Here is a 13,222-nt window from a genome sequence, read left to right as displayed (position 1 = left end):
AACAGATTTTATTCACATTTCTCTATAACCTCAAATTGCTTGCTAGCTATTAGCGCAAAAACGCGAGATGCTGCCTTATGTCCTTTTATTCAACTGCTATAACTAAGTGTCATGCTGCAAAAAAGACTCCGTCAAAAGGCGTAAGCCTGCGAGCACTTTTACCCCTGACTATTGCCAGTCTACTCTGTGCGCCTGCGCAAGCGGTCCTGCCAACGCCCTTGTCATTGGTAACGACAGGTGCCTTAGCGCCTAACTCAGCATCGCTTGATTTAGCAACGCCTAACTTAGCATCACTTGATGCAGCAAATACGCCACAAGCCCAGCAGCTATTGTCTAAGTGGCGCAAACAAGTTGAGGCGGATAATTTAGCTGAGCATACAACGTGGCGACGACTACTATATTTTTTAGATGACAAAAAATCGACATTGAATAAAGGCGCGCCTGAGAGCCTGATCGATAATCCAGATTTCTTTTTGAGTGCCAATGGACAATCTGATGCTGGCGCTGAACTTGATGCGATGCTTATCGCATTTGCTAATCAAATGACAGCACCAAAAACCACATTGTCTCAACCCTCAAACTCTAGCAATAACGCAGCGGTTTGCCGTTTTCCTGCACGTACGCAGTGGCTCACAGATACTCTAGGCATTGACGGTGCGCGCTTGCAAGCGGACTGCCCAGAGCTTGGCTCTTGGATGAAAATGCTAAACCCCGAACAGCTATCAATTATGTTTGCTGAAGAGTATCTCGATAATCCGATTTCCGCTTTTGCTCATACCTTGCTGCGTATCGACTCGCCAATAAGCGCGGCAAATCCTAACCTAATACATCATGCTTATGCGCTAAACGATACCGTCGATGGCGACCCTGACGATGCTTTTGCCATTTACGCTATCAAATCAACGAGTGGCGGTTACAATAACAGAATTGAGATTGACCCTTATCACGAAAAGCTAGCTAAGTATCTCAAGGACGATGAGCGCGATGCGTGGACTTATCAGCTTGATTTGACGCCTGTTGAAGTACAGCAGATTATCTTGCACGTTTGGGAGACCAAAGATTTAGATATTCCTTATTATTTTACTACCGATAACTGCGCCTCTGAGATTCTGCGTTTAATTGATGTGGTGCGCCCTCAGCAAAACCTGCTTAGTCAATTGCCTTACGTGGTCATCCCCTCTGATGTGGTACAACTGTTAAACGATGAGGACTTACTATCAGATGCCCGTTTTACGCCATCTGATAGTACCGTGCGTCAGGCTGAGCTGAACAAAGCCAAAGTAGCGGCCGAACTTGGTTATATATCATTAAGTAAAAACGATGCGCAAGCGATCAAATCCGCCGAGCGCAATGCGGCATCGAGCATATCAGCAGATGGCAAAACCATCGTAGATCATGGCATTGTTGCCTCAAATAATAACCCCACAGATCGCCATCCCTTCCAAATGGCTCAAATGGGTATCGGTCAGCGCGGTGACAACGGCTATATCGATGTTGGCGTGCGCGCAGGCTTTCATGACATGCTAGATCGCACCATGGGATTTTCGCAGTTTTTTAATTTAGAAGCCCTAGCTGCTACCGTGCGTTTTTACGATACGGACAGTAACGACAATGAGCCTGATAATGTGGTGCTAGAGAATATCACAATCCTGCGCGGACGCTCGTTTAACCCAGTCAACAGTGCACAAAGGGGCAAAACGTGGGGCGTCAACGTTGAGGCGACGCGCGTTGATGATGGCTCACAAGTTGAAGGGCGCGATCATCTAGTGGGCAATGTCGGCTACGAGACAGGCTGGTCATGGGCGTTTGGCACCCCAAGATTAGGTACTGGCGAGATGCCGCCGCAGCTGTGCTATGCTTTGTTATCAGGAACCGCTCAGGGCGGACGTGGTCTGAATAAAGGTTTTCGGGTTGGCGCAGGCGTGAACGCTGGCTGTCATTATCAGATTAACAATCAGTTACGTGCGCAGGCACAACTAGAGCTACCTTATTGGTATCATGGCGACACGAGTACGCCTGATACTAAAGGTCACTATTGGCAACCGATAACGACGCTAGGGATGCAATATGATATTGACCGCACCCAAGCATTACGACTTGACGCCAGTTATGACTGGCAAGATCGCGTCGATGCTAATGACGATATCAAACTGGCATACAGACGGTATTTTTAGCGTTTATTGTTAAAGTAGATAACTCTGTTTTTATTGTAAGTGTGAAATCAAAGGATGCATTATGAGTACGCCACATATACTGATCATCGGTCAAGGCGATATCGGACTGCCTGTAACCAATAAGCTCGCTTATGATGGATTATCAGTCACTGGCCTTGCTCGCAGTGAACGTGAGCGCTATGATTTGGACGACAATGCAAAGTTTATGCAAACCGATGCGTTGACACTTAGCGCTGAGCAGTTGCAAGATTTTACTCATATTGCCATTATCGTAACCCCCGATGAATATTCTACCAGCGGTTATGAGGGTAGCTATTTGGCGATTAATCGACACTTGGCAAGCTTAGCGGATCAACTGCATAAGCTTTCGCGCATAGTTTTTATCTCCTCAACAGGCGTCTATGGACAAGATAGTGGCGAATGGGTGGATGACACGACCGCGCCGATTACGCCTGAGCGCGATGCCTCGAAGGTTATTTTGCAAGCAGAACAAGTATTGCAACAAGGCTTTGATGCTCGCGCCATTATCATTCGCCCAAGCGGTATCTATGGACGCGAGCGGCTTATGCGACTGCGTAAAGTGCGCGAGCCACAAAAAAAATCAGTAGCAGCGCAGCACTGGAGTAATCGCATTATGGATCGCGATCTGGTGACTATTATTACAAAGGTATTGACTTGTGATGCGCCAAAGCCGCTGTATATTGCGACTGACTATAGACCCGTGACGACGTTTGAATTAAGCGTTTGGCTAAGTGAGCAAGTAGGGGAGATGCCGCCTGCTATCGATAAGAGTAAAACGGCAGTTACGGGGAAGCGCCTACATAGCAACATTCCGTTAGCATGGCTTGATTATCCTGATTGGCAGGTAGGCTACCGTGATATTTTGCATCATGAAGGGTTGCAATAATAAAAGATTTTAGGGCGTATTGAACATTCACAAATACGCACTGACAGAGACTATTTTTTAGTCGATTCAAAGATAAAAATAGTAAGTTTAGTTATTCTAAGCGTCTATTTTTATCAAAGTAGCGGCAAAAAAGAGTCCTGTCCTTTCAGGCTGATGCTAAAATTGCCCCATACTGTGTTGCAAGTCAAGCTAAGGTCTAGACATTATCTTTAACTTGCGCCGTGTCTGGAACCATTTTAGCGATCAGCAGTGCCATGGTTGAATGTTCAACACGCCCTAAGTGTTTACTGGTAGTAGTTAGTTTTATAGTAGTTAATTTTATTTTAAGTCTGTGGAGACGTTATGACCCAGCCATTTATGTCTGACAATCACTTATCTAACCTCTTATTGTCAGAGTTAGGTGAGGGCCTTGAAGATAGCGCTGAGAAATCCTCCTTACCAGATAGCGAGCAACCTGCAATCGTGCATCCTAATTTTGATCCCAAGCAAACGCCGCTCGATCCTGCGCGTCCGCTTAACGATATTCCAGAGCCCACGCGCCAGATTAATAGCCAATTACGCCGTCTATACGGTAAATCTGTACGGTTTTTTGTGCCAAACGAGAGGGCACTATCTAAGTGGCGACTCATTGGTTCTGAGGCGCTCGCTGAGCATTTAGCCCTGCTTGAAGCGGCTGAGCTTATCGCGCTACCTGACAGCTTTTATCATAATTACAGTGAGCAGCCACTATTATCCTCGCTTGAGCACATGGTTTTGCTCGATATGGCAGATATTAGGCGAACAATGAGTCGTTATCCTAAATTGAATCGCTATGGTTTTATAGCAGATGATAAGCCTTTATCAACATCAAAAAGCCTTCAATCACCAGACAAAAAAGTCTTACAACATCATAAAAGTACAAACAATCAGTACGATCCTGACGAATTATTGAACAGTTTATACGCTGAGGATTGGCAAGTGATTTTGCAGCCGCAGCAGTTTGAAATGGGTGCGGGCAACTTGGCAACAGATGTCATGGCCTGTAGCGTAGCAGTTCACGCTCTAAAACAGTGCACGACGCGCAAAAGCGTCAACCAAAGCTATAGCGCTGAACAAATCTGCAATTATGTGCGCAGTTACTTGCTCAGCCAGCTGTCACTTGCACCTATGCAGCGGCATCAATACCGTCAAATACGTCTGTTTGCAGGGCATATCATAGTGGCTGCGCACTATTTGGGATGGGATATTCAAGTCTCTGATACGGGCGATTGCTATTTCAATCTGTCATCGCGCTGTCGTTTGCTCACGCGTTATCCTAATATGGATGATTATTACATTAATGGCTGGTCAAGCCAATAACTCATAAAATCGCTTAGCCTCGTTACCGATTCATCTTTTCAACTACATCGTTTATAGGAATGCTTCATGTCAAACGCACAACCTGCTTCTTTCTCATCACAAGCTTTTATTCAACTGGCTTTGGACAATCAAGTCCTTAAGTTTGGTGAGTTTGTCTTAAAGTCTGGACGGGTTAGTCCTTACTTTTTTAATGCAGGTTTGCTGGCGACAGGAGAGATGTTGTCGTTATTGGCGCGTGGTTACGCGGATGCCCTAGCCACTGCTGGAGATAATGGCAACAAGGAGCAAGAGCTGGTTATCTTTGGTGCCGCTTACAAGGGCATACCTTTTGTAGCTGCCACCGCACAAGCTCTATGGCAGCATCATGGTATCAATGCCAAATGGGGTTATAACCGCAAAGAGACCAAAACTCACGGTGAGGGCGGCAATCTAGTTGGCGCTGATGTCAATGGCAAGGCGGTGTGGGTGCTCGATGATGTAATTACCGCAGGCACAGCAATGCGCGAAGTCGTTGAGATATTAGAGCAAGCAGAGGCAAGTGTGGCGGGCATTATCGTCGCCTTAGATCGAAAAGAGAAAGGTCAGAGCGAGCGCTCAGCGATTCAGGAGCTGGCGGCCAACCTGCAAGTGCCCGTACTTGCGCTTGTCGATATTGATAATTTAATCGAATACCTAGCCGATGACAATAGTCAAAACAAAGACGCGACTCAACTGGCAAAAATGCAGCAATACCGTGAGCAATATGGCGTTTAGTGCTTCTGTTATGAGCGACTGTCTCGTTATATTAATAATAATACAAAAGTGAGCCCTATCATGAGTGACAAACAATCATTACACATACTAGTTATTATGGATCCCATTGCGCGGGTTAATTATAAAAAGGACACCACCTTAGCCATGATGTGGTCGGCGCAAGACCGTGGTCACACCCTGGGCTATTGTCAGATTCATGATTTATGGCTTGATCGCGGCGCGCTGATGATAGATTCGCAGCCAGTCAGTGTCCACCGCGACCCTGAGAATTTTTATACTCTAGGCGACAAATCGACAGCACCTGTCAGCGCTTATGATGTGATATTAATGCGTAAAGATCCGCCGTTTGATATGCGCTTTATTTATGCCACCTACATGCTCGATCATGCCAAAGCGGCTGGCGTATTGGTCGTCAATGACCCACAAGCGATTCGCGACTGTAATGAGAAACTATTTGCCACTTGGTTTAGCGATTATATGAGCCCAACGATAGTCACGAGCAAACAGGCGCACATCCGTGAGTTTATTAGCGAGCAACAAGATGTTATCGTCAAGCCGCTAGATGGTATGGGCGGTACGGGTATTTTTCGTTTGACCGCTGACAGCCCTAACATCGGCGTGACCTTAGAGATTTTAACCGAGCTTGAGACTTTGCCTATTATGGCGCAGCGTTATTTACCAGAGATTGTTGAGGGTGATAAGCGCGTGTTGATCGTCGATGGCGTTGTTGTTGATTTTAGCTTGGCGCGCATTCCAACCAAAGGCGAGACCCGTGGCAATCTAGCCGCAGGCGGCAGCGGTGTGGCTATGGCACTCACCGATATCGAGCGTCAGGTGGCAGAAGTGGTCGCACCCATTGTCAAAGAAAAGGGGCTGATGTTCGTTGGACTCGACTTAATTGGCGGACGCATTACTGAGATTAACGTCACCAGTCCAACGTGCGTACGCGAGATTGACGATCAGTGTGGTACTGACATCGCAACTGACTTTATCATAGCAATTGAGCACAAGCTCGATAGCAAATAAGTCGGTTATACGATACCAGTCGATGCTGTCATGACACTATAGAGAATAGGAATTGCCCATGGCTAAATTTATAAAGTCATTTTTACTGAGCGCTAGCATGCTAGTAGCCTTTAGTGCTAATGCAACAGACCAGCTGAACAACACCAAATGGGTCAACTTCAATAAAGACGGTAAACCCAACGCAGTGCTGCGTTTTGTAGAGCGCGGCGGCAAGCTCTCAGCCAAGGTCGAAAAGGTGCTGATCAATCCTGAAAACAAGACCAAGTGCGACGAATGCAAAGGTAAGTACCACAACAAACCTTTGGTTGGCGCTACTCTTATTTGGGATCTGGAGCCAGATGCGAGTAATCCTAATGTCTACGATAACGGCACAGGTATCGACCCAAAGACAGGAATCACTTTTTCTGGCAAAGCCAAGCTTGAGGGCGACACTCTTAAACTGCGTGGCTACAAAGGCGTGTCATTTTTGGGCAAAACTCACGTTTTAAAACGTTTGTGACTTCTCATTTAGGAGTTTTATCATTCTTTGACCGCTTTTATAACACACTCTGGTTTAAAATAAGAAAAATACTAGTATTATAAATTAGGTGCCTAAATAGGGCGATCAAGCTATTAAAAACGCTATTAAAAACAGTATCGGTTAGAGAATGATTTGTTTTATACTAGCGAGCTTTATGACCTAAGGTGTGGTTACTTTGTGCTTTAGGTTAGACTGTTTTAAAAATTTTATCCATTCATAGAATTACATAGGTCGTCTCATGAAAACACCGCATATACTGATGATGGCTGCTGGTACTGGCGGGCATGTATTCCCAGCACTTGCGGTCGCTGAAGAGTTGACTCAGCGCGGCGCGGTAATTCATTGGCTTGGTACGCCAAGTGGTATGGAAAATGGGTTGGTTAAGCCTACAGGTTATACCTTCCATGCCATTGATATGCAAGGACTGCGCGGTAAAGGGGTTGGTCGACTATTAAAGCTGCCAGTAACACTACTATCAGCGACGATGGCGACAATCAAAATTATCAAAAGCAATCAGATCGATATCGTAGTTGGGTTTGGCGGTTATGTCAGTGCGCCTGGCGGCATTGCCGCGCGCATGACAGGCACGCCGCTGATTATTCATGAGCAAAATGCGATAGCGGGCATGAGTAATCGCTACTTATCCAAAATCGCTATTAAAGTACTCCAAGCGTTTGATAATACGTTTGCTGGTAGTCAAAGCGATAGCAAGATTGTCACTGTGGGCAATCCAGTACGTCAGACTATCACAGGGGTTGCAGCGCCGTCGGCTCGTTATGACATTAGCGATAAATCAGCGCTACGCTTGCTTATCGTTGGCGGCTCACTAGGCGCACAAGTGCTCAATGAAAACGTACCAAAAGCACTCGCGCTGCTAGAGAGTCCATTTGAGGTGCGTCATCAATGCGGGCGCAATAACGAATCTGCGACTGTTGCAGCCTATAAGCGTGAAGATCTAAGTGTCCATCAGTATACCGTGCAGCCATTTATCGACGATATGGCAGCGGCTTATGATTGGGCCGATGTGGTCGTTTGCCGAGCGGGCGCGCTGACAGTCACTGAGATTCAAAATGTCGGTATCGCCGCTATATTTGTGCCGCTACCGCATGCGGTTGATGATCATCAGACAGCCAATGCCAAAACCTTGACTTCACAGGGCGCAGCAATTTTATTACCGCAAAGCGAGCTCACTGCGCAGCGCTTGAGCGATGAGCTTGCGGTACTTGATAGGCAAGCTTGCTTAAACATGGCGCAAAAAGGTCATGCGCTAGCTAATCGTAGTGCCAGCGCGCACGTGACCGATATCATTTGGCAAGCACTTTAAGACGTTGTAGTTATCATTCTACGGACTACTTTTATTTTTATTCACGAGCGCATTATAAGAGGGATCTATGCCGACATCGACCAAAGTACTACCCAAACGCTTGATTGAAATTCCAGAGATGCGCCGTATTCAGCATTTGCATTTTGTGGGTATTGGCGGTTCAGGCATGTGCGGTATCGCTGAAGTCATGAGCAATCAAGGCTATCAAGTCAGTGGCTCTGATATTGCTCAAAGCCCTGTAACTCAGCGTTTACAAGACATCGGTATAGAGCTATTTATCGGTCATGACTCCAAAAACATCGCTAATGCCGATGTTATCGTGGTGTCCTCCGCGATAGATCGTAGCAATCCTGAGATCAAAGCGGCGCTTAAAGCACGCCTGCCTGTCGTACGCCGCGCCGATATGTTAGGCGAGCTGATGCGTTATCGTCACGGCATTGCGGTAGCAGGCGCTCATGGCAAAACTACGACGACTAGCTTGCTTACTATGATGCTAGCAGAAAGTAAGCTTGATCCAACCTACGTTATCGGTGGTAAGCTTAATGCCTCAGGCAAGAATGCAGCGCTCGGTAGTAGTCGCTATTTGGTCGCTGAAGCGGATGAATCTGATGCCTCCTTTTTATCTTTGCATCCGATGGCGGCTATCGTTACCAACATCGACCAAGATCATATGGAAACGTATGAAAACAGCTTTGATAAATTAAAAGCTGCCTACATTCAGTTCTTACAAAACATGCCGTTTTATGGCTTGGCAGTTGTTTGCGGTGACGACCCTGAGCTGTACGCGATGATTGATGACATCGGACGTCCTGTTCTGACCTTTGGTCTGGAGCCATTTAACGATGTGCAAGCTGTCGATTTGGTCGTTGAAGGTACTAAAACCCACTTTACGGTTTTGCGCCGTGATAACGAACCTTTGCGTTTAACGCTCAATATCCCGGGTACGCACAATGTTTATAATGCGCTCGCTGCGATTACCATGGCGACCGATGAAGGCGTGGATGATGAGGCAATTAAACGTGCATTACAAAAATTTGCAGGAGTCGGTCGCCGTTTTGAGCAGCATGCTTCAGTCAGCGTTGAGGGCGGTGATGTTATCTTGATAGACGATTATGGTCATCATCCAAAAGAGGTTGATGCGACCATAAAAGCCGCTCGCCAAAGCTTCCCTGAGCGCCGTTTAGTTATGCTATTCCAGCCGCACCGCTATAGTCGTACGCGTGACTGCTACGATGATTTTGTCGATGTGTTGTCATCGGTTGATGAGTTATTATTATTAGAAGTTTATTCAGCAGGAGAGAGTCCGATTGCAGGCGCTGATACCAAATCACTTGCTCGCAGCATTCGCTTGCGCGGAGAGATTGAGCCGACGGTTGTAGACAAGGATAATTTAGCGCCTGTCATGCAACGGCTATTAAAGGCGGGCGATATGCTTATCACCCAAGGCGCAGGGAATGTCGGTCAGATAGCTCTAGATTTGGCAGCGAATGATTTGTATCTTAAGTAAGTATTTTTGGAGTGATATATGACTACTCATAATCAACAAGACAGCATACAAAAAGACAATGAGCAAAAGACTATTGATAACCCAGAGCCTGCGTTAGCTGCTGCGTACGTCGAGCAGGACGATGAGTCTACAACCTCAAAAAAGACTAAGAGTAAGGATATAAACCAAGTACAAGACCCTGCTGTTTTTGGCAAAGTAGCTGTCGTTTATGGCGGCAGTAGCAATGAGCGTAGCGTGTCTCTAGATAGCGGCGCGGCAGTATTATCAGCCCTAAAAAATAAAGGCGTTGATGCCACTCATTTTGATCCCAAAGATCAAGATATCACTGAACTGCGCGATTACGACCGTGTTTTTAATGTTTTGCATGGTCGCGGCGGTGAAGATGGTATTTTGCAAGGCGTCTTGCAATGGCTGGGTATTCCGCAAACCGGTTCTGGCGTATTAGCCTCAGCACTGGGTATGGACAAAGTACGCACTAAACAACTATGGCAAGGATGTGGTCTTGCAACCGCACCATTTTCACTGTTAACGGCAAATACTGATTGGCAGCAAGTGGTCAATACACTCGGTCTACCACTAATTATCAAGCCAGTTCATGAAGGCTCGAGCATAGGTATGACCAAGGTCAACAATCTTGATGAGCTGCCTGGTGCTTATACTACTGCTGTGCAGTGCGGCGATGCAGTAATGGCTGAATGCTGGATTACAGGGCGCGAATTTACTATCGTCATTATCGATGACGAAGCTTATCCTATTATTCGCCTAGAGCCTGCTGACATCTCAAATTTCTATGACTTTGAGGCCAAATACAACCGCAATGATACTGGATACTATATACCCTGTGGTCTAAGCGTCAAAGACGAAGAGCACTTACAAGCTTTAAGTTTAGCTGCTTTTCGTGCTGTAGATGCTAAAGGCTGGGGGCGCGTTGATGCCATGCAAGATGAGGCTGGTAACTTTTGGCTGCTTGAGATTAATACTGTACCTGGTATGACTAGCCATAGTTTGGTGCCTATGGCAGCCAAAGCTAAGGGTATGGACTTTGAGAGTCTATGCTGGCACATATTAGCGCAAACGCTTTAGATATTATTTTGATACAAAATCACCAGAGATATAATGTATCTATATACCTGCTATAGCACAACATCATGTAAACTTGTGTAAATTCGATGTTAGTAATATAGGTTAGGCTATTGTTTATTAGTAAAATACGTTAATATCGTAAAAAATATGGACGATTTGTTTACTGATAAGCTAGAGTTATAACTGATATAAGAGATATTTATTTTATATCGTTTATTAATATGCTAATCGTGATGGCGATCTATATACTTATTATGGACTAACTAAGATAGTTGAGGACGAAGGTTACTATGGCTCAGGCTATTAATGATACAACTGGCTTGATGAGTGATAAGACCCGCCATGCAAAGTCTAAGTTTGAGCTGCCTGTTGTTGTCAGATACTTTTTTATAATTGTCGTTTTAGGATTACTGTTACTGATCTTGATTATGGGTGGTAAAGCACTTCGAGCGGCGCCTCCCGCTACTATATATGTGAGTAGCAAAGATTTAAGTACTATGCAGCATCAAGCGCTAAGACAAGTGATGAGTCAGCAGGCTGTCAGTAGTTTCTTTACTTCTGACCTACAAGCATTGAGAGATATCACTATGAGTATGCCGTGGGTCGATCAAGTCAGTGTGACTCGTGATTGGCAACGCGGCATTGTCATAAAGGCTCTACCAAGGCAAGCGGTTGCCAAATTTGGTACCGAGCGTTTAGTCGATGCCAAAGGCGTGGTATTCGTTCCTGTAGATAGCAAAGATTTAAACCAGACGCAGTTTGCAACTTTGCAAGGAGAGATAGCACAAGCACCAGTTATTATGCAGCAAATGCAACAGATTAATGACTGGTACGCGCCGCTTGATATTTATGTTGAGGACATTATATTATCGCCACGTATGACTTGGCTTATCCGCTTTGATAATGGTCTTCGAGTCATCGTGGATAATGAAAACACCGCGCAAAAATTGCTAAGTTTAAGCCAATTGCTAGGTAACCAGTTAAGCGCGCAGCGTGATGATATTCAGGCTATAGACTTACGTTATAAAAACGGTTTTACCCTAGCATGGAATATGGATAAGATGCCTGTTGACCCTTTAGATAATCAGTCAGCACCTGAGCCTCTAGCACCTTGATGTAGTACCTGTTTATTCTATAGCGCTGCAAGGATTGTAGTGTCTATTTTAATGATTTAATGGAAGCATCATTTAGTTTCCTGTCTTGCGATAATTTGTTTGGTACCATGAAAAATACAGAAAATCTGGTTGTTGTTCATCTAAGCGCCACGGCAGTGTATGTCGTTATTGGCAGTGTATACTCTGCAACAGACATCCGTATTATGGGTGTTGGACAAGTCAAAAATAGCGACTTTTATCAAGGCAAAATCAAGCACCGTGAACGCTTGCAAGGAGCGATTAAACAAGCCATCCAAGAAGCAGAAGATACGGCAAACTGCCGCGTGCATAGTGTTTGGTTAACACTTGCAACGCCAGAGCTTGCCAGCAAGAACAGCGCAGGCAGTGTGAGCGTGGAGGACGACGTCGTCAGTGCCAAAGACATGGTACAAGCCTTGTCTAATGCCAAATCGCAAGATCTCTCTTCTGATTACTACTTGATGCACTGCTGCCAGCAAGGTATCTATATCGATGATCAAGAGTTTATGGTCGATGATGCTATCGAGATGGTCGCTGACAAAATCAATGTCATGTACCACATGATGATGATGCCAGTCGCCAGCCGCCAAAACATCCAAAAACTACTGCAAAGCTGCGACGTTGGCATCGATCATATCGTCTTTGATGCAGTGACCAGCGCTGAATACAGCTTGATTAAAGAGGAGCGCCAGCAAGGGGTTTGTCTGGTAGACATTGGCGCTAGTACGACGAGTATTTGCGTCTATAAAGAAAACAAATTGATTTTTACCCACTGCTTAGCGACAGGTAGTCATGAGGTGACTATGGACATCTCAGCAGATTTTGGTATCTCTATGATAGATGCTGAAAGGCTCAAGAAATCTCACGGTACCGCCGATATTCATAGTATAGACCCAAGCTCGTTTTTTACCTTTAAACCGCAAGGACCAAATGACGACATTAACGTCAATATATACAATTTAGCGCGCATTATTGAAGCGCGCTATGTGCGTATTTTTACTGAAGTGGCGCGTCAATTACACGAAGCAGATCTGATAGGTTATATCGATCGCGGCATTGTACTGACAGGCGGCGGTAGTGCAATAAAAGGCATGATACCGTTTGCGAAAAAGCTGTTAAAAATGCGTGTAGTGATGACTAACATGCATCCCGCTATTAGTGCATACAATCATTTTGACAATGATGAAGTCTTTAAACATATTAATTCACAAATTAATGATCGCGCTTTTCATACCGCTTTTGGTACCTTATTATATAGTCAAAGCGAGCAGTTTCGTCATAGTGAACAAAGCGAACCTGAAGCCATTCAGCAAGCTCGGGTAAAAGGCGTATTTCAAAGCGCAGGACAGCGCTTATCTAAAGTGCTCAAAAAGATTCTATAGGACTTTTTTAAGCCTAAAAATACTGTTAAAGATAGATAATGATTCACCCTTTATTTTATTTAAACACATTCATAA

The 13,222-nt window shown here is 45.3% G+C and carries 11 protein-coding genes; all 11 read left to right on the top strand.

The genetic code is table 11. The features are described from left to right. Positions 1 to 77 precede the first annotated feature (77 nt). Positions 78 to 2,174 (top strand): Lnb N-terminal periplasmic domain-containing protein, encoded by a 2,097-nt coding sequence (locus ACTXGE_RS08195; protein ID WP_443542947.1) that lies wholly within the window; start codon positions 78 to 80, stop codon positions 2,172 to 2,174. 61 nt (positions 2,175 to 2,235) lie between these two features. Then, positions 2,236 to 3,081, top strand: a complete 846-nt coding sequence (locus ACTXGE_RS08190) for an SDR family oxidoreductase (RefSeq protein ID WP_443542945.1) — start codon at positions 2,236 to 2,238, stop codon at positions 3,079 to 3,081. A gap of 342 nt (positions 3,082 to 3,423) precedes the next feature. After that, on the top strand, positions 3,424 to 4,419 hold the full coding sequence (locus ACTXGE_RS08185; RefSeq protein WP_443542943.1) for a hypothetical protein: 996 nt from the start codon (positions 3,424 to 3,426) through the stop codon (positions 4,417 to 4,419). A 66-nt stretch (positions 4,420 to 4,485) separates the two neighbouring features. Next, positions 4,486 to 5,172, top strand: coding sequence for an orotate phosphoribosyltransferase (gene pyrE / locus ACTXGE_RS08180; protein WP_443542942.1), 687 nt, complete (start codon positions 4,486 to 4,488; stop codon positions 5,170 to 5,172). 60 nt (positions 5,173 to 5,232) lie between these two features. Further along, positions 5,233 to 6,198 carry a glutathione synthase gene (gshB, locus tag ACTXGE_RS08175; RefSeq protein WP_443542941.1) on the top strand — a complete coding sequence of 322 codons (966 nt, stop codon included), beginning with the start codon at positions 5,233 to 5,235 and terminating at the stop codon, positions 6,196 to 6,198. Positions 6,199 to 6,256: 58 nt separating this feature from the next. After that, a complete protein-coding gene (locus tag ACTXGE_RS08170) occupies positions 6,257 to 6,697 on the top strand; it encodes a DUF2147 domain-containing protein (RefSeq protein WP_435949549.1) in 441 nt (146 codons plus the stop codon). 259 nt (positions 6,698 to 6,956) lie between these two features. Next, complete coding sequence (gene murG / locus ACTXGE_RS08165) at positions 6,957 to 8,042, top strand: undecaprenyldiphospho-muramoylpentapeptide beta-N-acetylglucosaminyltransferase (RefSeq protein ID WP_443542940.1); 1,086 nt, start codon at positions 6,957 to 6,959, stop codon at positions 8,040 to 8,042. A gap of 67 nt (positions 8,043 to 8,109) precedes the next feature. After that, positions 8,110 to 9,549 carry a UDP-N-acetylmuramate--L-alanine ligase gene (murC, locus tag ACTXGE_RS08160; RefSeq protein ID WP_443542938.1) on the top strand — a complete coding sequence of 480 codons (1,440 nt, stop codon included), beginning with the start codon at positions 8,110 to 8,112 and terminating at the stop codon, positions 9,547 to 9,549. A gap of 18 nt (positions 9,550 to 9,567) precedes the next feature. Next, the gene (locus ACTXGE_RS08155) at positions 9,568 to 10,632 is read left to right on the top strand and encodes a D-alanine--D-alanine ligase (protein ID WP_443542936.1); all 1,065 of its coding nucleotides are present in this window, start codon (positions 9,568 to 9,570) and stop codon (positions 10,630 to 10,632) included. 290 nt (positions 10,633 to 10,922) lie between these two features. Then, positions 10,923 to 11,747, top strand: a complete 825-nt coding sequence (locus ACTXGE_RS08150; protein ID WP_443542934.1) for a cell division protein FtsQ/DivIB — start codon at positions 10,923 to 10,925, stop codon at positions 11,745 to 11,747. A 107-nt stretch (positions 11,748 to 11,854) separates the two neighbouring features. Continuing rightward, positions 11,855 to 13,147 carry a cell division protein FtsA gene (gene ftsA / locus ACTXGE_RS08145; RefSeq protein WP_317199113.1) on the top strand — a complete coding sequence of 431 codons (1,293 nt, stop codon included), beginning with the start codon at positions 11,855 to 11,857 and terminating at the stop codon, positions 13,145 to 13,147. The last annotated feature ends 75 nt before the right edge of the window (positions 13,148 to 13,222 follow it).

It is taken from the genome of Psychrobacter sp. T6-4, from assembly GCF_052258425.1.
GTDB lineage: Bacteria > Pseudomonadota > Gammaproteobacteria > Pseudomonadales > Moraxellaceae > Psychrobacter.
The sequence above is the reverse complement of the archived record's forward strand: the minus strand, read 5'-3'. Positions and strand labels throughout refer to the sequence as shown.